Origin of the sequence: Prochlorococcus marinus str. MIT 9515, assembly GCF_000015665.1 — a bacterium.
Classification (GTDB): domain Bacteria; phylum Cyanobacteriota; class Cyanobacteriia; order PCC-6307; family Cyanobiaceae; genus Prochlorococcus_A; species Prochlorococcus_A marinus_P.
On record NC_008817.1, the window covers coordinates 166,827 to 190,806 of the forward strand.

The 23,980-nt window shown below is 30.9% G+C and carries 28 protein-coding genes; 10 read left to right on the forward strand and 18 right to left on the reverse strand.

The genetic code is table 11. The annotated features are described in order from the left end of the window. The first annotated feature begins 19 nt into the window (after positions 1-19). Positions 20-1,198 carry a nucleotidyltransferase family protein gene (locus tag P9515_RS00880; RefSeq protein WP_011819503.1) on the forward strand — a complete coding sequence of 393 codons (1,179 nt, stop codon included), beginning with the start codon at positions 20-22 and terminating at the stop codon, positions 1,196-1,198. On the opposite strand, the gene P9515_RS00885 is transcribed toward P9515_RS00880, so the two are convergent. Next, positions 1,182-2,072, reverse strand: coding sequence for a methylenetetrahydrofolate reductase (locus P9515_RS00885; RefSeq protein WP_011819504.1), 891 nt, complete (start codon positions 2,070-2,072; stop codon positions 1,182-1,184). The two genes, P9515_RS00880 and P9515_RS00885, sit on opposite strands and share 17 nt — an antisense overlap. Before the next feature lie 76 nt (positions 2,073-2,148). On the opposite strand from P9515_RS00885, the gene pedR reads away from it, so the two are divergent. After that, positions 2,149-2,427 (forward strand): photosynthetic electron transport-dependent transcriptional regulator PedR, encoded by a 279-nt coding sequence (pedR, locus tag P9515_RS00890; protein WP_011819505.1) that lies wholly within the window; start codon positions 2,149-2,151, stop codon positions 2,425-2,427. A gap of 222 nt (positions 2,428-2,649) precedes the next feature. Here pedR and P9515_RS00895 read toward each other — a convergent pair whose 3' ends face one another. The 8 genes from P9515_RS00895 to P9515_RS00930 all read right to left on the reverse strand — a co-directional run bounded on the left by P9515_RS00895 (position 2,650) and on the right by P9515_RS00930 (position 9,564). Further along, complete coding sequence (locus P9515_RS00895) at positions 2,650-3,126, reverse strand: CYTH domain-containing protein (RefSeq protein WP_011819507.1); 477 nt, start codon at positions 3,124-3,126, stop codon at positions 2,650-2,652. After that, positions 3,127-4,041, reverse strand: coding sequence for an NAD(+) kinase (locus P9515_RS00900; RefSeq protein WP_041710540.1), 915 nt, complete (start codon positions 4,039-4,041; stop codon positions 3,127-3,129). It lies immediately after the preceding gene. Between the two features lie 10 nt (positions 4,042-4,051). After that, positions 4,052-4,372 carry an NADH-quinone oxidoreductase subunit NuoK gene (nuoK, locus tag P9515_RS00905; protein WP_011819509.1) on the reverse strand — a complete coding sequence of 107 codons (321 nt, stop codon included), beginning with the start codon at positions 4,370-4,372 and terminating at the stop codon, positions 4,052-4,054. A gap of 1 nt (position 4,373) precedes the next feature. Then, positions 4,374-4,973: an NADH-quinone oxidoreductase subunit J gene (locus P9515_RS00910; protein ID WP_011819510.1), complete on the reverse strand. Its 600-nt coding sequence runs from the start codon at positions 4,971-4,973 to the stop codon at positions 4,374-4,376. A 12-nt stretch (positions 4,974-4,985) separates the two neighbouring features. Beyond that, positions 4,986-5,612: an NAD(P)H-quinone oxidoreductase subunit I gene (ndhI, locus tag P9515_RS00915; RefSeq protein ID WP_011819511.1), complete on the reverse strand. Its 627-nt coding sequence runs from the start codon at positions 5,610-5,612 to the stop codon at positions 4,986-4,988. Positions 5,613-5,681: 69 nt separating this feature from the next. Further along, the gene (nuoH, locus tag P9515_RS00920; protein ID WP_011819512.1) at positions 5,682-6,800 is read right to left on the reverse strand and encodes an NADH-quinone oxidoreductase subunit NuoH; all 1,119 of its coding nucleotides are present in this window, start codon (positions 6,798-6,800) and stop codon (positions 5,682-5,684) included. A gap of 75 nt (positions 6,801-6,875) precedes the next feature. Further along, positions 6,876-8,021, reverse strand: a complete 1,146-nt coding sequence (locus P9515_RS00925; protein WP_011819513.1) for a citrate synthase — start codon at positions 8,019-8,021, stop codon at positions 6,876-6,878. An 85-nt stretch (positions 8,022-8,106) separates the two neighbouring features. Beyond that, complete coding sequence (locus tag P9515_RS00930) at positions 8,107-9,564, reverse strand: hypothetical protein (RefSeq protein WP_011819514.1); 1,458 nt, start codon at positions 9,562-9,564, stop codon at positions 8,107-8,109. Positions 9,565-9,646: 82 nt separating this feature from the next. On the opposite strand from P9515_RS00930, the gene P9515_RS00935 reads away from it, so the two are divergent. Beyond that, positions 9,647-9,997, forward strand: coding sequence for a rhodanese-like domain-containing protein (locus tag P9515_RS00935; protein ID WP_011819515.1), 351 nt, complete (start codon positions 9,647-9,649; stop codon positions 9,995-9,997). 3 nt (positions 9,998-10,000) lie between these two features. Here the strand turns inward: P9515_RS00935 and trpB are convergent, their stop codons facing one another. After that, entirely contained in the window at positions 10,001-11,245 is a 1,245-nt protein-coding gene (gene trpB / locus P9515_RS00940; protein ID WP_011819516.1) for a tryptophan synthase subunit beta, read from the reverse strand. Positions 11,246-11,292: 47 nt separating this feature from the next. Between trpB and P9515_RS00945 the strand changes: the two genes are divergently transcribed. Together P9515_RS00945 and cysC are read left to right on the forward strand one after the other, a co-directional pair. Then, a complete protein-coding gene (locus tag P9515_RS00945; RefSeq protein WP_011819517.1) occupies positions 11,293-11,604 on the forward strand; it encodes an SUI1 family translation initiation factor in 312 nt (103 codons plus the stop codon). 42 nt (positions 11,605-11,646) lie between these two features. Beyond that, positions 11,647-12,273 (forward strand): adenylyl-sulfate kinase, encoded by a 627-nt coding sequence (gene cysC / locus P9515_RS00950; RefSeq protein WP_011819518.1) that lies wholly within the window; start codon positions 11,647-11,649, stop codon positions 12,271-12,273. Between the two features lie 14 nt (positions 12,274-12,287). Here cysC and purE read toward each other — a convergent pair whose 3' ends face one another. Then, entirely contained in the window at positions 12,288-12,824 is a 537-nt protein-coding gene (gene purE, locus P9515_RS00955) for a 5-(carboxyamino)imidazole ribonucleotide mutase (protein WP_041710541.1), read from the reverse strand. A 91-nt stretch (positions 12,825-12,915) separates the two neighbouring features. On the opposite strand from purE, the gene bchM reads away from it, so the two are divergent. Beyond that, entirely contained in the window at positions 12,916-13,614 is a 699-nt protein-coding gene (gene bchM, locus P9515_RS00960; protein WP_011819520.1) for a magnesium protoporphyrin IX methyltransferase, read from the forward strand. A 4-nt stretch (positions 13,615-13,618) separates the two neighbouring features. Here the strand turns inward: bchM and P9515_RS00965 are convergent, their stop codons facing one another. Then, positions 13,619-14,347 (reverse strand): response regulator transcription factor, encoded by a 729-nt coding sequence (locus P9515_RS00965; RefSeq protein WP_011819521.1) that lies wholly within the window; start codon positions 14,345-14,347, stop codon positions 13,619-13,621. Positions 14,348-14,405: 58 nt separating this feature from the next. On the opposite strand from P9515_RS00965, the gene P9515_RS00970 reads away from it, so the two are divergent. After that, the gene (locus P9515_RS00970; protein ID WP_011819522.1) at positions 14,406-15,551 is read left to right on the forward strand and encodes a cysteine desulfurase family protein; all 1,146 of its coding nucleotides are present in this window, start codon (positions 14,406-14,408) and stop codon (positions 15,549-15,551) included. Positions 15,552-15,558: 7 nt separating this feature from the next. Here the strand turns inward: P9515_RS00970 and rsmH are convergent, their stop codons facing one another. Further along, positions 15,559-16,461, reverse strand: coding sequence for a 16S rRNA (cytosine(1402)-N(4))-methyltransferase RsmH (gene rsmH / locus P9515_RS00975; protein ID WP_011819523.1), 903 nt, complete (start codon positions 16,459-16,461; stop codon positions 15,559-15,561). 38 nt (positions 16,462-16,499) lie between these two features. On the opposite strand from rsmH, the gene P9515_RS00980 reads away from it, so the two are divergent. Together P9515_RS00980 and P9515_RS00985 are read left to right on the forward strand one after the other, a co-directional pair. Next, positions 16,500-17,687 (forward strand): NAD(P)H-quinone oxidoreductase subunit H, encoded by a 1,188-nt coding sequence (locus P9515_RS00980; RefSeq protein WP_011819524.1) that lies wholly within the window; start codon positions 16,500-16,502, stop codon positions 17,685-17,687. A gap of 8 nt (positions 17,688-17,695) precedes the next feature. Continuing rightward, positions 17,696-18,148 carry an acyl-CoA thioesterase gene (locus P9515_RS00985; protein WP_011819525.1) on the forward strand — a complete coding sequence of 151 codons (453 nt, stop codon included), beginning with the start codon at positions 17,696-17,698 and terminating at the stop codon, positions 18,146-18,148. Positions 18,149-18,155: 7 nt separating this feature from the next. Here the strand turns inward: P9515_RS00985 and P9515_RS00990 are convergent, their stop codons facing one another. Genes P9515_RS00990 through menA form a run of 3 tightly spaced genes read right to left on the reverse strand, consistent with a single transcriptional unit; the run spans position 18,156 to position 21,240 of the window. Further along, on the reverse strand, positions 18,156-19,364 hold the full coding sequence (locus tag P9515_RS00990; protein ID WP_011819526.1) for an AMP-binding protein: 1,209 nt from the start codon (positions 19,362-19,364) through the stop codon (positions 18,156-18,158). Further along, positions 19,361-20,326, reverse strand: coding sequence for an o-succinylbenzoate synthase (locus P9515_RS00995; RefSeq protein WP_011819527.1), 966 nt, complete (start codon positions 20,324-20,326; stop codon positions 19,361-19,363). The genes P9515_RS00990 and P9515_RS00995 overlap by 4 nt, the downstream gene beginning before the upstream one ends. Continuing rightward, positions 20,323-21,240 (reverse strand): 2-carboxy-1,4-naphthoquinone phytyltransferase, encoded by a 918-nt coding sequence (gene menA, locus P9515_RS01000; protein WP_011819528.1) that lies wholly within the window; start codon positions 21,238-21,240, stop codon positions 20,323-20,325. Before menA ends, P9515_RS00995 begins: the two co-directional genes overlap by 4 nt. A gap of 101 nt (positions 21,241-21,341) precedes the next feature. On the opposite strand from menA, the gene P9515_RS01005 reads away from it, so the two are divergent. Continuing rightward, positions 21,342-22,739, forward strand: a complete 1,398-nt coding sequence (locus P9515_RS01005) for an isochorismate synthase (protein WP_011819529.1) — start codon at positions 21,342-21,344, stop codon at positions 22,737-22,739. On the opposite strand, the gene gshB is transcribed toward P9515_RS01005, so the two are convergent. Together gshB and grxC are read right to left on the reverse strand one after the other, a co-directional pair. Next, the gene (gene gshB, locus P9515_RS01010; RefSeq protein WP_011819530.1) at positions 22,732-23,655 is read right to left on the reverse strand and encodes a glutathione synthase; all 924 of its coding nucleotides are present in this window, start codon (positions 23,653-23,655) and stop codon (positions 22,732-22,734) included. The genes P9515_RS01005 and gshB overlap by 8 nt on opposite strands. 5 nt (positions 23,656-23,660) lie before the next feature. Next, positions 23,661-23,915: a glutaredoxin 3 gene (grxC, locus tag P9515_RS01015; RefSeq protein WP_011819531.1), complete on the reverse strand. Its 255-nt coding sequence runs from the start codon at positions 23,913-23,915 to the stop codon at positions 23,661-23,663. Positions 23,916-23,980: the final 65 nt, after the last annotated feature.

Sequence of the window (23,980 nt, forward strand, 5' to 3'; positions counted from 1 at the left end):
TAAAAGAGGTTTAAAGCTGATGAAGGCAATGATACTTGCAGCAGGTAAAGGAACGCGCATACAGCCAATTACGCATATTATTCCAAAACCAATGATTCCTATTTTACAAAAACCTGTAATGGAATTTTTATTGGAACTTTTAAAAGAACATGGTTTTAAAGAAATAATGGTTAATGTTTCCCATCTTGCTGAGGAAATTGAAAACTACTTTAGAGATGGACAAAGATTTGGTGTAGAGATAGCTTATAGCTTTGAAGGAAGAATTGAGGATGGGGAAATGATTGGTGATGCTTTGGGCTCGGCTGGAGGATTAAAAAAAATTCAAGATTTCCAAAATTTTTTTGATGAAACTTTTGTTGTACTTTGCGGTGATGCATTAGTTGATTTGGATTTGACTGAAGCCGTTAGAAATCATAAGCAAAAAGGAGCATTAGCAAGTTTAATAACAAAGAAGGTAACGCGAGAACAGGTATCTAGTTATGGAGTTGTGGTTTCTGATGAGAATGGCAGAGTCAAAGCTTTTCAAGAAAAACCAACAGTAGATACTGCTTTGAGTGATTCAATTAATACAGGTATTTATCTTTTTGAACCTGAGATTTTTGACTATATCCCGTCTGGAGAAAAATTTGATATTGGAGCTGATCTCTTTCCTAAACTTGTTGAAATGGATTTGCCATTTTTCGCTTTGCCGATGGATTTTGAGTGGGTTGATATTGGAAAAGTTCCTGATTATTGGAGTGCCATTAGAAATGTATTACTTGGTAAAGTGAGGCAAGTAGAAATTCCAGGTAAAGAAATTAAACCTGGAGTCTTTACGGGTCTTAATGTCGCTGCAAACTGGGATCAAGTCGATATAAAAGGGCCAGTTTATATTGGAGGGATGACAAGAATTGAAGATGGAGCCACTATTATTGGCCCCTCAATGATTGGACCAAGTTGTTGTATTTGTGAGGGTGCAACTATAGATAACTCTATAATTTTTGATTATTCAAAAATTGGAAAAGGAGTTCAACTAGTAGATAAATTAGTATTTGGTAGATATTGTGTAGGTAAAAATGGCGATCATTTTGATTTGAAAGATGCTTCTTTGGACTGGTTAATAACAGATTCAAGAAGATTAGATTTAACTGAGCCATCACCTCAGCAAAAAGCCATGGCAGAATTATTAGGATCTGATTTAATTAACATTCCAGATTAAGACCAGCTTTTTCAAGTATTTCTGGGATAAGATTTTCTGCCTTGACTGCCATTATATGAATACCTTCAGCGATGTTAATAAAATCTTTAGCTTGTTCAGCAGCAATTAATATTCCTTCTTTCAGGGGGTCTTTTGCTTCTTTGAGACGATTTAAAATATTTTCAGGAATATTCGCGCCAGGTACAAATTTATTTATGAAGAGGGCATTTTTATATGATTTCAAAAGAAATACTCCTGCTATAACTGGTATCTCAAGTGGATTACTGATTTCTTGGCAAAAATCTATCAAATAATTTCTATCCATAACTATTTGAGTTTGTAAAAAATTTGCTCCTGCCTCCTTCTTCTTTCTTGTTCGATTTTTTAAACTTCTTTGATTCCGACAACTGGGATCTACTGCAGCACCAGCAAATATGTTAGTTCTATTGTCAGCAAGTTTTTCAAAAGTAGGATCAATACCTTGATTGAAATATTGAATTTGTTTTAATAGTCGAACTGCTTCAAATTCATGAACTGCTTTTGTTTCTTGCTGATCACCAGCTTTTACTGAATCTCCTGTAATGCATAAAATATTTTTAATACCTAATGCATTTGCTCCAAGAATATCTGATTGTAAAGCAATTTTATTACGATCTCTGCAAGAAATTTGCATTATCGGTTCTATCCCATTTTCCAGTAATAGTTTAGACATTGCTAAACTACACATCCTCATTATTGCTCTACTTCCGTCTGTTATGTTAACAGCATGTACCTTATTTTTCAGAAGTTGTGCTATTTTAAGAGATCTTATGGGGTCCCCTCCTCTTGGCGGCATTAATTCTGCTGTAATTACTTTTGAATTTTTTTCTAAAGTTTGCTGAAGTTTTGATTTCAATTGCTTTTTTCCCTACTTGGTTAAGAAGTTTACTGATACTGCTAAACTCAATTAATATATAAAAGGAACTGTTTAAATGCAAATGGTTGAAGAAGGTATTAACGACATTGATATGATGGGTCTCTCGTCTAGAGAGATGGAAATCATAGATTTAGTGGCTGATGGGCTTACAAATCAAGAAATTGCAGTAAAGCTTACTATTAGTAAAAGAACTGTTGATAATCATGTAAGTAATATGTTCACCAAAACAGGCTCTAAAAATAGAGTAGCACTATTAAATTGGGCAATGGATCACGGAAAAATCTGCAGAGATGGATTTAATTGTTGCTCTCTACCTGATTCAGATCAAGATTAATATTATTTTCAGTATCGATAGTTTCTATTAAATTCATTAAGCAATAATGCGATGAATTCAATTCAAAAAGTTCTGCATAATCAAGACATGCTTTTCTATCAGAATTGACAAATCTTAATACCCCATCCCTGTCATAAAGACCATACATATTAATGTTGAGTAAACTATTGCTAAACTATAAAAAAAATATAAAAGAAAAGTGAACTTTTTGGATATTTTTTTTTAATCTTTGTTTCCCCATTTTGAAAAAGGATTTTTTGTCAGATTTAAATTGGTATATATTTTGAGGCCAGTAATTTCTTTTGCTAAAAAAGGCGGAAGAATAATTTGTTCTTTTTCTTCAGCAAGCTCAATTTCGGCAATTTCCAAAGGAAAATTTCTATCTTTAAAGCAATCTATAATCCAATCTTTTTGGTCAATTTTTAAAAAAAATCTTTCTTTTTTAATTGTATTCGTAAGAGTTGCCATGATTTGTTCGCCTTCACTATTTGGTATTGAGTATTCATATTCGTAATTAGTAAAATTCTTAATATGTTTTTTAAGTGCTATTTTAAAGTTTTTGCCATTAAATCTAATTCTGATGATCCAATCTTCTAAATCATATGAAAGGTAGCCCTGCTCTATAAAAGTTTTATGAGTAATAAATGCTTTCCATTGATCATTTTTGATAAGAAATCGCCTTTCAATCTCTAATGTCATCTAATTGAGTTGATTATTTTTTAAAGATAAATTCCCTTTCCAATCAAGCTTTTTGATCAAAGTAATGTAATAAGAAATGCTTTTATTGAACTTAATCATTTTACAGGGCTTTGTTCCTTTATTTATTTCGCAATAATCATTTTCTTTTACAGTCATGCACTTTGATCCATCTTTCCATAGTTTTATTTCTCTTTTATTCTTTTGAACTGCTCTAATGATTACTTTACTTGTATCAGGAATAATAATTGGACGGCTGGCTAAGCTCATAGGACATATTGGATTGATTACAAATGCGTTTATTGAAGGGTGAACTATTGGCCCCCCTGCGGCCATAGAGTATGCTGTAGAACCAGTTGAGGAAGAAATAATTAAACCATCACCTTTATATTCGTTTACTTTTTCATTATCTATTTCTATTTGAATTTGATTTGTTGGAGAAATATCTTCTTCAACGGATTTAAAATAAAAATCATTTAATGCATCATAGCTCTTGATTATTTTTCGTACTCCAAGATTTTCTTTACTATAAACTTCACAATGCAACCTGTTTCTTAAATCAATTGTGAATTCTTCCTTTTCCAAAATTTTGATAAATGATTTGTCAAATAAAAAATCTTTTTCTTGAGTTAAGAATCCTAAATTGCCTCCAATATTAAAACTTAGTAATGGGATATCATAATGAACTAATGCATTAGCAGATTTAAGAACAGTCCCATCACCTCCAAGAACAATTAATAAGTCAGGTAATGAAGGAAGATTAAAAAGATATTGCTCTATTTTTTTTGTATCAAAATCACTTCCTATACTCTTTGATTTAATATTTCTATCTTTGAGAGCCTTCTCACAAAATATAGATGCTTCTTTAGCAACTGAGCTGTTAGATCTATAAATGATAAGCACCAATGCAAGTTTCACTTGATGCTTTTTACCACTTTAATAAATTAAAACTTTCCATATCGACAGTAACTCGATTTCTATAAAGAGATAACAATATAGCTAAACCTACCGCGGCTTCTGCGGCTGCAACTGTGATGACAAAAATCGTAAAAACTTGTCCTTGAATTAGGTTGTTATCTATATAAGAAGAGAAAGCCATCAAATTTATATTTACAGCATTCAACATTAATTCAATGCTCATTAGAACTCTTACTGCATTTCTACTATTTAATAAACCCCAAATACCAATACAAAATAATATGGAGGAGACTATTAAAAAAGCTTGAAGAGGTATAGATTCTAAATTCATTTTAATTTTTTTTAATTAGCAATGGCTCACTTGGCTTCTCTATTAACTCTTGATCAACTGGTAATCCTGTCGAGATATCTTTGTTAAATACATCTCTTCTAGCTAATACTATAGCTCCAATCATCGCCATTAAAAGCAATACAGACGCCACTTCGAAGGGAAGCAAATAATCACTAAATAAATGTTCTCCAATTCTAATTGTAGATTCCTCGCCTATGGAGGAATTAGGATCTGCCAAACTCCAAACATTTGATAAGTCAACTCTAATTAATAGACTTAGGAGAGTTAAACAAATTGATGTTGATATGATTCTTCTTGAATTGATGTTATTAATAGGTTTTAAATCTTCTTTTTTATTGACTAGCATTATTGCAAAAATAATCAGAACATTAACTGCTCCTACATAAACTAGTACTTGAGCTGCCGCAACAAAACTAGCATTTAATAAAAGATATAAGCCTGCAACACTCATGAAGACTCCACCAAGTAAGAATGCAGAGTAAACAATACTATCAAGAAGAATTACCCCTAGTGCTCCAACTATTACAACTAAAGACAATACTGAAAAACAAATAATTTGTGTTGTGACTGCTATAGACATTTATGTAGTTAATTATTTATTTAGTTTGACGGCGGGATCACTCATTTCATTCGTTTTTGGTTTCATCCAATCATAAACTTCTTCAGGTAATTTACCAACACGAGCATCGGAAGAAGAGACTTCATGAGGATCCATAACTCCTTTAGGTAAATATGCAAGTTCTCTAAGAGGTTTTACAGAAGGATCAGTCGTAACGTTTGTAGGAAGTCTGCCTAAAGCCACATTATCAAAATTTAAATTATGTCTATCGAATGTCGCTAATTCATATTCTTCAGTCATGGATAAGCAATTTGTTGGACAATATTCAACACAATTCCCACAAAAAATACATACTCCAAAGTCTATAGAGTAATTTCTAAGTTCCTTTTTTTTAGTTTCTTTATTCATTACCCAATCTACTACTGGCAGATTTATGGGACAAACACGTACGCATACTTCACAGGCTATACATTTATCAAATTCATAATGGATTCTTCCTCTATATCTTTCAGATGGTATTAACTTCTCGTAAGGGTATTGAACAGTAACTGGCCTTCTTCGGAGATGATCAAAAGTTACAGAAAGTCCATCATATAAATATTTACCAGCTCCAAAGGCTTCTTTAATATAGCTATTTACTTTTTGAAGAAAGTCTTTCATTTTAAAGTGATAACTTAGTGTCTTTAGTGTAGTGGATTAATTTAGTATTTAAGTACATTTACTTAAATATTATCCACCAAAAAATTGAGGGAGAGCTAGTTTTAGGCCAGCTGTTAAAAGGAGATTAGCAAGAGAAATAGGTAAAAGAAACTTCCAACCTAAATCTAATAATTGATCTATTCTTACTCTTGGAGTTGTCCAGCGTAATAGTATGGCTATAAAAACTAAGAGATATGCTTTAAGAACTGTCATTATAATTCCTATAGAAGCTGTAAATACTTGAATTACAGGGGCGTTTATTGGAAGATTTAAAACTTTAGCTATTATCTCAACAGGGATAGGAAAACCCCATCCTCCTAAATAAAGTATGGATACTAATAATGCAGATAGAATCAAATTTATGTAACTGCCTAAATAAAATAAAGCAAATTTCATTCCAGCATATTCAGTTTGATAACCTGCAACTAATTCTTCCTCAGCTTCAGGCAAGTCAAAAGGAAGTCTTTCACATTCAGCAAGAGCACATATCCAAAAGATGATGAATCCAACAGGTTGCCGCCATATATTCCAACTTAGTATTCCAGCCCCACTTTGTTGATTAACAATATCAATAGTACTAAGAGAGTTTGTCATTAATACGACAGCTAATACAGATAGAGCTAGAGGTATTTCATAGCTTATAGATTGAGCAGCCGCTCTTAATCCGCCTAATAATGAATATTTATTATTAGAGGCATATCCACTCATAAGAAGACCAATTGGTTGAATACTACTTAGAGCAATCCAAAGAAAAATCCCAATGCCAACATTACTGATAAGTAAGTTTTGACCAAAAGGTACAATTAACCACGAAAGAATAACTGGTACTAATACTAATATTGGTCCAGTTGTAAAAAGAATTGAATCTGCTTTTGCAGGAATAATATCTTCTTTAACAAGTAATTTAAGTCCATCTGCAATTGGTTGCAGAACTCCTAAAGCACCTGCATATTCTGGACCTATTCTTTGTTGAGCAGCTGCAGAAATCTTTCTTTCTAACCATACTGTGACTAATACTCCGACAACTGCTGAGACTAAAACTATTAGCATTGGTAGAGGAAGCCAAATTATATGAGCAATTTCACTAGACAGTCCGAAACCTTTTAAGATTTCATTAAAACTATATTCGAGATCTAATCCGGTGTTCAAAGTTTTGTTGTTATTTACCCTATAGGTTACCTCGCCATAAACGATATGTGTGTGTTTTTTGAAAAGCTGAAAATATTATTTTCGGTTTTCTAAACTAATCCAATCTCTTGGAGCTGATCCAGTATAAATTTGCGATGGTCTAAAAATCCTGTTTGCTCCTAATTGTTCCCTCCAGTGAGCTAACCATCCTGCTACTCTGGATATTGCGAAAATTGGAGTAAAAAGGTCTCGTGGTATTCCAAGTTTTCGATAAACAAGACCAGAATAGAAATCAACATTTGGGAAAATGCCTTTTGGCCCTAGTCTTGGTATGGCTTCTAACTCTAAATTTTTAGCAACTTCATACATCTCATCTTTACCAAATCTGATAAAAAGCTCTTCCGCTAACTTTTGAAGAATAATTGCTCTAGGATCTTTAACCTTATATTCCCTGTGACCGAAACCCATTATTTTCTTTTTATTTTTTATAGCATCATCCAAAAAACAACCGGCTTTTTCGGGCGTTTTAATATCTTCTAGCATTGCAATCACATCTTCATTTGCTCCTCCATGAAGAGGACCAGCGAGTGTCCCCACCGCAGATGCAATTACTGCGTATGGATCAGTAAGAGTACTTGCTGTAACTCTCGCACTGAAGGTGCTTGCATTTAAGCTGTGTTCTGCATGAAGAATTAAGCATCTATCAAAAACTTTCGCTGCGATTGGATCTTGTTCTTTCTCTGTGAGCATATAAAGGAAATTTGATGAGTAAGATAAATCATCTCTCGGTTGGATTGGATCCTGCCCTTTTCTAATTAGTTGGAAAGCGGCAATCATAGTAGGAATTTTGGCTATAAGTCTAATTACAGCGTTGTATATATATTTCGGGTCATCTATGGCTCTCCTTGAATAAAAAAGGCCAAGAGACGCAGCACTCGATTGAAGAGCATCCATAGGATGTCCAGTCGCAGGAAAACATTTCATCATATCTCTAACTCTGAAACTTAATCTCCTATGCATCTGTACTTCTTGTTCAAAATCCCTCAGTTCTATTGCTGATGGCAATTCTCCCCAAATTAATAAAAAAGCAGTTTCTAAGAAAGTACTTTTCTGTGCTAATTCTTCAATTGCATAGCCTCTATATAACAATTTCCCATTTTGTCCATCAATATCGCATATTGATGAATTAGTTACTGGGACACCCTCTAATCCTGGTTTTAAAATTAGTTTGTTAGGGTCCAAATTTTAATAAGATATAAATTCTTTATAGATCTAAGATAGTCAAATAATTTTTAGTTAACCATAAGATATCAATCAAATTTAATTATTAAAATATTTTCAAATTGATTTCTTCATAATATAAAGGGGTTGTTTCCGGGATAGGTTGTTTTATTATTTCAGTAAATTTTTGACTTGATACGTTTGTCACATTTTTAAAAAAGAAATTAATTTTTTCTAAATAAGAGATATTTTTAGCTTGGATAGAGTAAGGATGATTTAGATCAATTTTTTTATTTAAAAAATATTTTGCTTGACTATCTCCTCTGAAATTAAAAAATTCCTTTGAAATTAAATCTATCTCAGCTTCATTAACCAAATTGTTACCAATAAAGGTTAAATTTTCAGATTGAATTAAAAAAATTTTTTTGTAATTAGATTCTTTTATAATGTCTTTTTCTTTTTTGAGTATGTCTTTCGAATATATTGTATAAACATTATTATTATTTGTTAGGCTATTTTTATTTAAATCTTCTAATAATTTTAACTTCTCAAAAGAAAAATTATTCTTATCAAGAATTATCAACCAATTATTATCAGTAATTAAAAGTAGTATATTTTGTTTTAATTCTTTATTTAATTCTCTAAAAATATCTTTTTCAAAATCACTTATTTTGATTTGATTAAGATATTTATTAGAATCAAATAAACTATTATAAGTAGAAATTTGATAGTTTCTTTTTACAATATTTTCTTTATTAATTTTTTTATAAGACTGAAAATCTAAATTCTTATTATTATTTACTAAGTAAGATTTTAATATAATTTCTTTATCTTTAAATTTAAATAATGTTACTAAATAGTCGTCTTTTGTTATATTATAATTTTCATTGTTTAATAGTTCAGTCTGCTTAAAATTGTTAGTTAATAAAATATTCTGTTCATTTTTATAATTATTTAATACCTCTTTAAAAGAGTATTTTCTTATAATATTTTTATCAATTTTACTTGATTCTAAGGCTTTGAGGATTAAGTTTTCATTAGAGGAAGTAATTATATAATTATCATTAGTGCGATAAATATACTTTAAATAATTTAATTTATTATCTCTATATATTTTTATCAATTTATCAGGCTCATCAATTTTATTAGAAAGATTTAAAATATCATCTATATCTTTTTTTTCTTTAATTTTGAATATTATTAAAATATCATCAAAATCTTTTTCTTTATTATCATATGTAGTTAAAGCAAATTCATTACTATAAATATCTTTTAAATTGTTTATACCTAAATCTATACCTAGGTACGCAAAAATACTATCTTTTATTAAAACAAATTGATCTTGCTCCCTTGCTTCATAGTGATTGCTTATGTTATTTGTGATTTTTGAAATTTTAGAATTTGAAATAAATAATGCTTTATTGTCTGTAGGTAAGTACGTTAAAATTTTTAATTCTGAAATATTTTCGTGGTTTTCTTTACTTAAGCTATGAGATATTTTTTCAAATCCAAAAATTAGGAATAATGATAATATTGTTAATACAGCTAATAATTTAATATTCATTTTTATTTTTATTTTTAACAATAAGCATATTCTTGCAACCTTACTTATTAAATTGTTAATAAGAATTAGTTAATTCAAGGAATTGAGAAATTATCCGAAAATAATAAATGCTCTTGATCTTAATAAATGGTTTAATTCTGAAGATGAGAATCCTATTATTATTGATGTTAGAGAGAATTCCGAACTGGAAATAGCTTGTTTCCCTCGAGAGTTTTTACATTTACCAATAAGTAAAATTTCGCTTGATTACGTTAAAACAAAAATTAGTAATGTAAAAGACAAAAAGTTTGTTGTTCTTTGTCATGCGGGTATCAGAAGTTATAATTTTGGACAATGGTCATTAGATAATAATCTCGTAAATGAGATTTGGAATCTAGAAGAAGGTATAGATGGATGGAGTAGGTATATTGATCAAACAATACCTAGATATTAGTTACTAAATATCCAAAGATGATGCAACAGTATTAACATCTTTATCTCCTCTGCCTGAACAATTAATTACTATTTCTGTATTTTTTTCTAGAGTAGGACATAATTTCTCCAGCCAAGCAAAGGCATGAGCTGTTTCGAGTGCAGGAATAATCCCTTCTAGTTCACTAACAAGTTTCAAAGCATTTAAAGCTTCTGTATCAGTAACAGAGCCATATTCTGCTCTTCCTATATCTTTTAAGTAACTATGTTCAGGACCTACCCCGGGATAATCAAGACCTGCGCTTATAGAATGTGCTTCTTGAACTTGACCGTTCTTATCTTGTAAAAGAAGGCTCATTGATCCATGTAAAATTCCAACTGATCCTTTAGTAATAGTAGCGGCATGTTTGTCAGTGTTGACTCCGCTTCCTGCAGCTTCAACTCCAATTAGTCGGACTGATTTTTCTTTTACAAAGGGATGAAAAAGACCCATTGCATTTGATCCTCCACCCACACAAGCAAGCAATATATCAGGTAGTGATCCAAACGATTCTACACATTGTTTTTTCGCTTCTTCTCCTATGACTGCATGAAAATCCCTAACAATCATTGGGAATGGATGTGGTCCCGCAACAGAACCTAAAATATAGTGTGTAGTTTCTACATTGGATACCCAATCTCTAATAGCTTCACTAGTCGCATCTTTGAGAGTTGCAGTACCTGAAGTGACAACTTTAACTTCTGCTCCTAAAAGTTTCATGCGAAAGACGTTTAATGATTGTCTTTTTATATCTTCCGCTCCCATGTAGATAATGCATTTCAAACCGAATCTCGCGCATACAGTAGCAGTTGCTACTCCGTGTTGCCCAGCACCTGTTTCCGCAATTATTCTTTCCTTGCCCATTCTTATGGCTAATAAAGCTTGTCCTAATGCGTTATTGATTTTGTGAGCACCAGTATGATTAAGGTCCTCTCTTTTTAGCCATATTCTACTAGTACAGGTTTTCGTTTGGTAATGTTCAGTAAGTCTTTTGGCTTCATATAGTGGTGTCTCTCTCCCGACATAAGTTTTCAATAAATGATTTAATTCATCAACAAATTGTTTATCTTTCCAGGCATCAGATGCGGCTTTTTCGAGTTCAAAAAGAGCTGGCATTAAAGTTTCAGGGACATATTGACCTCCATACTTTCCAAACCTGCCTTCCTTCGAAGGTTGATTCAAATAATCGTTATTCTTATTTTGATCATGACGGGAAATTGTACTTACCAATTTTCTATAGTATAAGTATTAACTAACTATAGAATATATAAAAAATAATGGGAAAAAAAAATTGGATTGAGTTTGTTAATGAGGAAAATAGTTACCAAGAAAAGCCTAAAGAAGATAGTTTTAGAAATATATCAAAAATAAATATCTCAAAACAAAAAAAAGGTAAAAAAGGTAAAACCGTAACTTTGATCAAAGGTTTAGGAATTAGAAATGAAAAAGAAGTTAAAGAATTTCTAAAAAAAATCAAAGTGTTTTGTGGTACTGGAGGAACTGTAATAGGAGAAGATATTCAATTACAGGGAGATATGGTATCCAAATCAATTGAGTTTCTTCGCAATGAAGGATTTCAAAATTTATAAGTGAAGAGTTAAAATAGTTTTCTACATTTGAAAACTTACAAGATGAAGGAACTAAATCAGAGAAATTCAGGAAAAAATATAAAATGGCATAACTTAACCATTGATAGAAATAAGTTAGAAAAAATGAGAGGTCATAGAGGAATAGTTATTTGGTTCACAGGGTTATCAGGGTCTGGGAAAAGTACCTTAGCCAATGCAGTAAACGAGATTTTACACTTTGATCGTTTGTCAACTTATGTACTAGATGGAGATAATATCAGACATGGTTTATGTAAGGATCTCGGATTTTCTGACAAAGATAGAGAAGAAAATATAAGAAGAATCGGTGAAGTTGCTAATTTATTTATGGATGCCGGAATCATAACCATTACAGCATTCGTCTCACCTTTCATTAGTGATAGAAATAAGGTTAGAGAAATTATTGGTTCAAAGGATTTTATTGAAGTATATTGTTCTGCAAACATTGATATTTGTGAGAGTAGAGATACTAAAGGTTTGTATAAAAAGGCACGCTCAGGAGAAATTAAAGAATTTACAGGTATATCTAGTCCATACGAGCCCCCTATTAATCCAGAAATAAGTGTTGATACAGGTTCTTTAGATTTAAATGATTCTGTTGAAACAGTTATAAATTATCTTAGAGAAAAGAATTTACTTGCAAATGTTTAATTTATAAAAATTTTTTAGTAAGTTTTTAGATAATTATCAGTCCCTAAAGTAAATAATTTACTGTTTTTAGTTCTTACTTGTGCATGCAGATTATCTCTAAATTTTTTCATTTTTATCCTTAAACCTTCGTCAAATAAACAAAGGATTTGAATTGCTAAAAGCCCAGCATTTTTTGCTCCGTTTATGGCTACTGTTGCTACTGGAATTCCTGCAGGCATTTGAACAATTGATAATAGGGAGTCGATTCCTTTCAGAGTTTTACTTTCTACGGGCACCCCTATAACGGGAATACATGTTAGTGAAGCTAACATCCCAGGCAAGTGAGCAGCCCCACCAGCTCCAGCTACAATAACCTTTATATTTTTTGATTCTGCCTTTTTTGCATATTCCATCATTTCAATTGGGGTTCGATGTGCTGAAAGTATACAAACTTCTGTTTCTATTCCAAATTCATGCAATATATCAACTGAAGGTTTCAAAGTTTTTAGATCTGAATCACTTCCCATTACTACCGCAACTTTAGAAATATTGCTGGAATTCAAGTCTGACAAAATAACAAATCAATTCTTTTCTTATAATGACGTGCAATTACCTGCGCGCTAGTTAGTTAGTATTAAAAAGACTAATTTTGTATGAATTGTTATGACGTCTAATAAAAATCTTGAAAAAAACGAAGTTAAGGAGTATTTCAACGGGACTGGTTTTGATCGATGGAGAAAAATTTATAGTAAATCAGAAGAAATCAATACGGTACAGAAAAACATTAGAAAAGGTCATCAAAAGACAGTTGATGACGTTATCTCATATGTAAAAAACTACCCTGATTTAAAAAGTAAGACTTTTTGCGATGCTGGTTGCGGTGTTGGGAGTTTAGCTATACCTCTACTAAGACTTGGGATAAAAGATTTGCAGGTCAGTGATATATCTTCTGAAATGATAAAAGAAACAAAGTCACGTATTAATGAATTAGGGCTAAGTCAAAGAAAAATAAAGTTTTTAACGAGTGATCTTGAAAAGTTAAAAGGGTTGTTTGATGTTGTTATTTGTTTGGATGTATTTATTCATTATCCTCAACCAGTTGCTGAAGAAATGGTCAGACATTTATGTGACTTGAGCAAAGAAAAGCTAATAGTTAGTTTTGCTCCTTATACACCAATTTTAGCTCTATTAAAGAATATCGGGAAGTTGTTCCCTGGGCCAAGTAAAACCACTAGAGCCTATACATTAAGTGAAAAAGGAATCATTAATGCTGCTAATGAGAAAGGTTTTACTGTCGTTCAAAAAAAATTGAATCAAGCCCCATTTTATTTTTCTAAATTAATTGAATTTAAGAAGTTGTAATAAATTATTTTACTAAATGATTTTCAAGCGCATAACGGACTAATTCGGTTCTGCTAGATGTACTTGTTTTAATAAACAGCCTGCTTACGTATTTCTCAACATTTCTGATAGAGGTTTCAAGTTTTCTGGCAATTTCTTTGTTCATGAGACCCTCTGCCACAAGCTGGAGTACACTTGCTTCTCTTGGAGTAAAGTTGGGGATATCTATTGAATTTTCTTGATTTAGTGGATTCTGATCTGTAAGCATAGATTTAATTTCAGTGATTTGTTTTGCCATTTTGCTTACATCAATATCGGCAAATCTTGCTGCTTCTTTGAGTAATCTCTCTTGCCTATTAATTACATTTTTAACTCTTGCAGATAATTCATCTGGATCAAAGGGTTTAGCAATATAATCATCAATGCCAGCGAGGTATCCCTGAGTTCTATCCAAAGTCATTCCCTTCGCTGTCAGAAAAATCACTGGCGTGCCTCCTAGCTTTTCATCTTCTCTTATTTTTTCTAATAGGGCGTAACCATTTGATCTAGGCATCATAATATCGCTAATAATGAGGTCTGGAAAAATTGTTTGTGCTTTTTCCCATCCATCCTCTCCGTCTACCGCAATAGAGATTTCAAATCCTTCGTCTTCGAGAAATGTTTTTACAGCTGTTCTTAAACCTGGCTCATCATCTACCAATAAAATTTTTGATTTTCGAATTGTGTCATTATTGATTTGATTAGTATCGTTCATTTTTAAATTTTGAATTAAATTTTCTTTAGCCTAATAATAATTTTATATAATAAATATCATGTTTTCTTCTCCTATACTACTAGATTATCAATCCTCAACACCTTGTTTAGAGGATGTTGTAAATTCTATGTCACCCTATTGGAGAGAAATATTTGCAAATACCTCAAGTAAATCGAATTTAGCAGGCATTAATGCAAGTGCCATATTAGAAGTTTCAAGAGAAAAAATACAAGAATATTTGTGTTTAAAAAAAAAGAAAGTAATTTTTACTAGTGGAGCAACCGAATCTAATAATTTAGCTTTGCTAGGTTTTGCAAGAAATTTTTATAAAGAAACAAAGAGCTATGGCCATATTATTACTCTAAAAACTGAACATAAAGCTGTATTAGAGCCTCTAGATCAATTAAGAAAAGAAGGATTTCATATTACTGCAATTACTCCAGAAAAAGATGGTTTAATTTCAAAGGAAAAATTTATGAGCTTTATAAGAGATGACACATTTTTGGTAAGTATCATGATGGCTAATAATGAAATAGGAGTTATTCAGCCTTTGAAAGAAATTTCAGAAATTTGCAAATCAAGAGAGATAATTCTCCATTCTGATTATGCACAATGTTTAGGTAGTCTCGAGTTAGATAATCTTGATTCAGTAGCGAATATGTTAACGATAAGCTCCCATAAAATATATGGCCCAAAAGGTGTAGGTTTACTTTTGATAGATAGGGATATTGAGCTCCAACCTTTATTTTTTGGAGGAGGGCAAGAATTTGGATTGAGATCTGGAACATTACCATTAGCTTTGATTGTAGGTTTTACTAAAGCAATCGAAATAGCTGTTTTTAATCAAAAAAAGAATGCCGAAAAATTTCTTTTTTATAGAGATAAACTTTTACATGGCTTGTTAGTTAATAATTCTGGCGTGGAAATTAATGGTTCAATGAAAGAAAGGCTCCCTCATAATTTGAATCTGACAGTTCTTGATGTAAACGGTTCAAAATTGCATAAAACTCTGAAATCTAAAATAATTTGTTCTAGTGGATCAGCTTGTGGTAATGGTGAACCTTCGCATGTATTACTAGCTCTAGGAAGATCTTTTAAAGAAGCAGAAGCCTCATTAAGATTAAGTATTGGATTGATGACTACTTCAGAAGATATAGAAAATTCAATTCAGATAATTACAGATACTATTAATTTATTGCGATAGGGCTTAATTATTTCAATTGAGCAATTCTTAATTTTGCACTTCGAGATCTTTTATTATTTTCAATTTCTTTTTTATTAGGTGTAATTGGTTTTTTTGTAAGATTTTTTAATCTGTAATCACCTTTAAAAGAATTTTTCACCAACCGATCCTCTATTGAATGAAAGCTAATAATTGAAATTATTCCCCCAGTCAATAGCCAATCAGGAGCAATCTTTAGAAATTTTTCTAATGCTTCAATCTCGTTATTTACAGCTATTCTAAGTGCTTGGAATGTTCTAGTTGCAGGATGAATTTTTCGATATCTTTGTTTGGGCGGGAAACAACCAGCAATTGAATATGCTAAATCTTTTGTTCCTGAATATTTACCTTTTTCTTTTAAATCTTTTTTAATTTTCCTCGAAATCTTTCGTGATAATCTTTCATCACCAAATTTAAAAATTAAATCAGCCAGATCTTTTTCACTTAAAGTCTCAATTAAGTTCTCCGCATTCATCTTAATTAAAGGATTCATTCGCATATCTAAAGGACCATCTTTTTGAAAACTAAATCCTCTTTCCGGGCTATCTATTTGATTACTATTTACTCCAAGATCTGCTATCACAAAAGAAACTTTTTCTTTTGGCTCAAAGTTAGAAAAATTTGAAGGAATTATTTCAATCCTCGATTTGAATTCTTCAAGTTTATTAAGTGCTGATTCCCTTGCGATTGGATCGTGGTCTAATCCAATTATTTTTAAATCAGGATATTTTTTTAATAATTGATATGAGTGCCCACCACCGCCTAAAGTCGCATCTATAGCTGTTAGTTTATTGTCTGATATAAATGGATATTGATCTATAGAATATAAAATTTCATCTGTCATCACTGACTTATGATTGAACAAAGATGAATTAGAAAGGTCAGTTTGCATAACTTTCTACTAAGATTTAAATAGAGGTTAAATTATTAATGGCTCAACTAGAGACTAGAACAGAACCGATGGTGGTCAACTTTGGCCCTCATCATCCATCTATGCATGGAGTTTTGAGGTTAGTCGTAACCCTCGATGGAGAGAATGTAATAGATTGTGAACCCGTAATTGGTTATTTGCATAGGGGGATGGAAAAAATAGCTGAAAACAGGACAAACGTTATGTATGTTCCTTATGTCAGCAGAATGGATTATGCAGCTGGAATGTTTTATGAAGCTATTGTAGTAAATGCCCCTGAAAGATTAGCAAATATTTCTGTCCCAAAAAGAGCGAGCTACATAAGAGTACTAATGTTGGAGCTTAACAGAATTGCAAATCATCTTTTATGGCTTGGACCATTTTTAGCAGATGTGGGAGCTCAAACTCCATTCTTTTATATATTTAGAGAAAGAGAGATGATTTATGACCTTTGGGAAGCTGCTACGGGACAAAGATTAATAAATAATAATTTTTTCAGAATAGGAGGTGTGGCATGTGATTTGCCTTACGGGTGGTTAGAAAAATGCATTGACTTTTGTGACTGGTTCGCGCCAAAGATTGACGAATACGAAAAATTAATAACAAATAATCCTATATTCAAAAAAAGAATAGAAGGTCTTGGCACTATAGAAAGAGATCAAGCAATTAATTGGTCACTTTCTGGACCAATGCTTAGGGCCTCTGGAGTCTCTTGGGATTTAAGAAAAGTTGATAATTACGAATGTTATGACGATTTTGACTGGAAAATCGCTTCAGAAAAAGAAGGCGATTGTTATGCCAGATACCGAGTAAGAGTTGAAGAAATGAGGCAATCATTAAAAATTATTCGTCAAGCCTGCGAAATGATTCCTGGTGGTCCAACGGAAAATTTAGAAGCTAAACGTATGGCTACAGATGATAAAAAAAGTGATATTTTTGGCATTGACTATCAATATGTAGCTAAGAAAGTAGCACCAACTTTTAAGATTCCTAATGGAGAATTATATACAAGATTAGAATCTGGGAAAGGTGAAATAGGCGTTTTTATTCAGGGAAATAATGAAGTTACACCTTGGAGATTCAAAATTAGAGCTGCTGATTTAAATAATCTGCAAATATTACCTCACATTCTAAAGGGAGCTAAAATAGCAGATATTATGGCAATACTTGGCTCAATCGATGTGATCATGGGTTCTGTAGATAGGTAAATCTTTTAATGAACCCTCATAGTTGGTTAATATTGAAAAGAAAAGTAAGGTTTGGAGATTGTGACTCGGCTGGAGTAATACATTTTCATAACCTTTTAAGATGGGCCCATGAAAGCTGGGAAGAAAGTATAGATATTTATGGTATCTCGCATCAAGTGATTTTTCCTTCTTGTCATTCTCATGAAAATCAAAATATATTACCCATAGTTAATTGTGAAGCTAACTTTTTATTACCCATAAAGCTTGGGGATTTACTTACAGTTAAGATCTTTCCAAAAAAAATTAGCAACCATTTGTTTCAAGTAAATACATTATTTCTTAAGGATGAAATTAAAGTTGCAGAGGGAAAAATTATCCATTGCTCTTTAGATATGAATTCAAAATTGAAGGTTAAATTACCTGATCAACTCGAGAGATGGATAGAGGCTTCGAATATAAATACTCATTTAAAAGAGTGCTAATTATTATTTATAATTTTGTAAACATGTAATTTGAATTTTTAATATCATCTTTTTTAGGTTTACCAATAATCCAATTTTTCGGCCTCTCATGTTTAGGCCAATTTTTAGAAAAGTTTTTTAATAGTTTTAATGAATATTCAATATTTGTTTTATCAGTTTGTTTTTTGAAATTAATAATGATTACCATTTTATTTCCCCATTCTTTATTAGGTATGTTGGAAATTATGAAATTTTCTATTGGAATTTTTTTATTTAGGATAAATTCATTTAATCGTAATTTAATGACTTCTGGAAAAACTATTTCCCCTCCAGAATTAAAAGCATTATCTGTTCTTCGAATAAATTTCAAATACAGAGAATTATTCAATTTTTGGATTTCTCCGGAATCACTGCTTTCCCACCACCCATTTTTATCTTTGAAATTTTTAGTTTGATATGATTCCAGCAATTCAATTCCTATTCTGTCTGATTGAATTTGGATTAAACCATTTTTACTAATTCTTAATTTTATATCAGTTAATATTTCCCCAACATTATCAAGCCCTTCTAAAAATTCTTTAGGTTTTAAGCTTGTCACCATAGCGGCAGTTTCAGTTGATCCGTAACAGGGTGCTAAATTTATTTTTTCGAATCTGCACTTTCGAGAAGTTTCAATAGATAGAGATGCACCACCAATCCATATTAAATCAAAAATTTTTAACCAATCAATTCCATTTTTTTCAGATAAAAGTCTTTTTAATTGTATTGGAACTAATGAAGTTATAAGATGATGTTTATCTTTTTTTATCTTATTAGTGAAGACTACTAATTCCTTGGGGTTTTTAATTAATGCTGGGGAAATATTGATATGTTCACAATCCCAAATTTGACTTCTAAAAAGCGGCATCAATCCACTGATATGATTTAACGGCAAAGTATTAAAAACTAAACAGTGTTTTAATTTAAATCCTTGTCGTTCAAGCCAAATTCCAGATGCCTTAGCAGACGAATAGAGATTTTCTAATTTATGAATACATTTTCTAGGCTTTCCACTACTGCCACTGCTATTTAAGATAACTGCTGGTCCTCTTATATTAATAGCCTTATATATTTCTTCATATTCGTGAGATCTATTTTTTATGTAAATTATTTTCTTTTCCTTAATGTTTTTAAGAATTTTCTTCGTAGATTCTTTTTCATTATTTTCAACTTCAATAATATGAATTTTGTTTTTCATAGTTGATCCCATATCTTTTGTGCCTTATTTAGAAAAAGAAAAGAATTGGGATTTTTTTTTAAAGCCAAACCAGGAACTTTTGGAGTTGGTCCCAATAACTGTAAAGAGGATAAATGAAAAAGCCATCTATTACCTATTCCTGTTTCAAAAGAAGTACTTAAGGATCTAAAACCTTTTTTATTTTTTAACTCTTCTAAAAGATGCATCGGATTCTTTTCTTGGGAAGGTCTTCTAATCTGCCAACCATCCCATTCATTAATCAAATGTGGATATTTTAATAGTGATTCATCCAAAGCTATGGGCATCCTTTTATTAATTTCCCTTAAACCCTCAATATCATCTTTAGAAAGAGGTTGTTCCAACCAATCTATGTTTTTAATATCTTTAAGAATATCTACCCATCTATTCGCTATTCCCCTCTCCCAAGAGCCATTTGCATCTATTCTTAATTTAATATTACTTGTTAATTGATTTAATATCTGAATTAGAGTTTTTTCTTCAGAGGCATTGTCATATATAGCTACTTTCCATTTTATTGTAAGTAATTTCCCTTTTAATAGTTTATTCTCTTTCAATTTTTTTAATTCTTGCAAAGCGTTATTAGGATTTAAAAGTATAGCTGTTTGATCAATTGCATTAAAGAAATAATTTTCTTTGAAAATTATTTTTCTTTCGATTTCAGCTAACGCAGAATTAATTGCTGATTGAATACATGGGTGAAAGGTATTTATCAGTTCCGATATATTTTTTGAATTAATATATTTAGGAATCTTATTTAATTCTATTTGACATTTAACTAAATCTTTATTACTTAAAGGATTTACTTCCCCAAAACCAACACCTTTCTCAACATTTTTTAATTTAATTATCCACCCAGATTTATTTTTAAATGTTGTCTTTGAATTTTCTACCTTAGAAGATAATTTAAATAAAAAAGATTTTTTTTTAAAAGTTAAGTTCATTTATTAATCAAGTAATCAATAATTAATCCTGCTATTAATCCAATTCCATTTAGAGTTTGAAATTTGACCGCAATAAATTTACAATTTTTTATTACTTCAGGTTTGTTATATGAAGATTTCAATAAAGTTATAAGCTTTATTGATTGTGGCAAACTAATAAGAAAAAGAATACAAAGTATGGGAATAAATCCATTAATAATTATAAAAAGTTGGAAAAAATAAACTATAAAAACTATCCATGGTATTAGTTTGGCTCCTTTTTTTGGGCCTAAACGTACTAAAGGTGAATTTTTACCATGTTTTTTATCTTCTTCGATTTGATGAAAATGAGAGCAAAATAGTATTAGAGTTGTTGCTAATGAAGATCCTGAACCAAGTAAAAATGAATCTTTCCAAGGGATAGTAATCGTATATATATCTGATGGGTTGAGTGCAATTAAAGCAGCGGAGTAAGTTAAGGGCCCAAAAGCTAACCAGCATAATGGCTCTCCCAAACCTTGGTATCCCAAACGAAAAGGTGGTCCTTGATATAAATATCCTAAGAAGCAGCATGAGACTACCAATATCATGACATTTATGCTTGTCGATATTGAAATTATGGCAATTACCAATAACCCAATCAATAGAGATGTATATGCGATAGTTGAAATTATTTTTTTACTTCGAACAAGGTTGACTATGGAATGGAATTTAAATTCATCAATTCCTGTTTCTGAATCAAATAAATCATTAGTTAGATTTTCCCAAATGAGTATTAATATTGCAGCTATTGTGAATGCTATTAAGTTAGATATTTTGATATTTTTAAAAGAGTTGAGGGTATAAGCTCCTGAAATAAAAACTGGTAAAATTGCAACGGAATAAAGTGGCCATTTTATTGCTTGTTTCCATAAACTTTTATTTCTTTCATTCATTTTTAATGGAGTTAATAAAAACTATAATTATTAAATATAGTTTATAAATTGAGTTACATTTTTTACTTTAATACATGTTTTTTAGTTATTTTCAATAAGTGATGAAAAATAATTTAAACTTTTCAGATTTTTTAAAGGGTGTTTTTTCCAATTTCGATAAGAAAGGGATAAATTCAGGCTTGGTAAGTGTTTGTATTGAGATACCTTGTGTTGATTTATTTGATGTATATGAATTTTTTATAGATAAATATTCTTTTTCTTCTTTTTGGGAAGAGGATAATAAAATGTCATATATTGCTATTGATAAATGTAAATATCTAACTTTAGAAGGCCCTAAAAAATTTCAAGTAGCGAAAGAATTTAATTTTGAGAACTTTAATAATTTAATTAATTTGACTGATGAATCTAACACCTCTGCACTTTCAAAAATAATTTATTTTTTTTCTTTCTCAGAAAATTTAAATAAAAAATATTCGTTATTTGATGTTCCTAGTTTAGAGGCTATTTTACCTAAGATTTTGATTATTAAAAACAAAAATAATTGTTGGTTAAGAATAAACTCTTCTGTAGAGGGTAAATCTTCCTTGAGGACGTTAATTGAAGAACTTTGGTCAATAAGGGATCAAATTTTATATTCCAAAGATCAAAAAAGTAAGAATATTTTTGATTATCACAAGATTAATCATTTTATGAATTCTTTAGAATTAACTAATAGTAATCTTAAGCAATTAGTAAATAAGGGAATTGAATTAGTAGAGGAAGGTATCCTTGAAAAGATTGTTTTAGCTTCAAGAGTCAAAATAGAACTTAAAACAAAATTAAATTTATTAGAAATTTTAAAAAAATTAAAAACTAATCAGCCAAATACTTGTAGATATGTTTGGAGAAGAAACAGTAAAGATATTATGTTTGGAGCATCACCAGAAAAATTATTTTCTCTTAATAAGCCTAATTTAATTTTAGAAGCTATTGCTGGTACATCATCAAATGATTTAAATCCGGATTCTCTTTTAGAAAGCCCTAAAGATATAAAAGAACATAATTATGTAATAAATTATTTGATTCAATGTTTGGAGGTTTTGAGGATTAATAACTACAAAAAAAGTTCATTAAAGGTAGCTTCTTTTGGTGATATTTCGCATTTACAAACTTTGATTTATTCAAAAATTGATAACGTATGCCCTTTTGATTTGCTGAGAATTTTGCATCCATCTCCTGCCGTCTGTGGGTCTCCTAAAAAGAAAGCGATGAATTGGATAAATACACTTGAATCATTTTCTAGGGGAAATTATGCTTCGCCAATGGGTTGGGTAGATTCTGAAGGAAATTCAGAATTCAGAGTAGCCATTAGAGGAGCACGTTATATTGATCAAAGTCTAGAATTTACTGCAGGTTCTGGTATAGTAAAAGGTTCTATCGCGAGCAAAGAAATTGAAGAGATTAAACTTAAATTTACATCTTTAGTAAAGCAAATATTTATTGCCAAAACCACTAAATAATCTCTAATAGTTTTTCAATAACTTGATCTGAAACTTTTTTATTAGATAAATTTTCTATCTCTCTTAATCCTGTTGGACTTGTTACATTAATTTCACTAAGCATCTCATTGATTACATCTATACCAACAAAGAATAACCCTTCATCTTTGAAGTGTTGAGATAACTCAGTACAAATTTTTTTTTCTTTAGCTGTTAGATTTGTTTTTTCTGCTTTACCTCCCATAGCTAAATTACTCCTAAAATCACCCCCTTGAGGAATTCTATTAATGGATCCAATTGGCTCGCCGTTAACAATAATTATTCTTTTATCCCCTTTGTTTACTTCGGGAATAAATTTTTGCATCATTACTGGTAATTCTTCTTGTGATGTTATTAATTCAATCATTGCTTTAATACCTGGAGAATCCTTATTTAGACGAATTACGCCTTGACCTCCTTTCCCCCCAAGTGGTTTCACAACAACATCATCATTAATTTGTGCAAAATTAATAAGATCTTTTACTTTACTTGCAACTATTGTTGGGGCCATCAAATGGCTGTATCTCAATGCTCCTAGTTTTTCGTTCCAAGCACGTAATGAGGAAGGTTTATTTATAACTTTTACTCCTTTTCTTTCGGCAACTTCTAAAAGATGTGTTGCATATAAATATCCCTCATTTACAGGGGGATCTTTTCTCATCCAAATACAATTAAATTCAGCAAGGGGGATACATTTATTTTCCTTAAACGAAACCCACGGAATCACTTCAGCTCTAAAAGAAGATGCCCATACTTCATCCCCTCTTGCCTCTAAATCTTGAGGAGTGCAAGTCCAAACTTTTATCTTTTTCTTAGAAGAAGCCTGCATTAATGCGGCAGATGAATCTTTTAAAGGATTTATATTTTTTATTGGGTCGACTACAAATAGAAATTTCATATTATCTAATTCAGTAATAAGTCTAGTTTCTCTTCTTTTTCTAATTCATAAAGTTCGTCACAACCACCAATACTTTTATTATTAATAAAGATTTGAGGAACTGTTCTTTTACCATTAGCTCTCTTCGTCATAAGTTCCCTTGCATCATCATCGCCATCTATTTTATGTTCTGTAAAAGTAATATTTTTTTTCTCTAGTAAGGATTTTGCCCTTATGCAGAATGGGCAAAATCGCCAAGTATAAATTTCAACTGTAGACATTTTTTTAAATATTATTTACTTTATACTATTAAATAAAAGTGCTTGTTAGATTATAAATAACAATT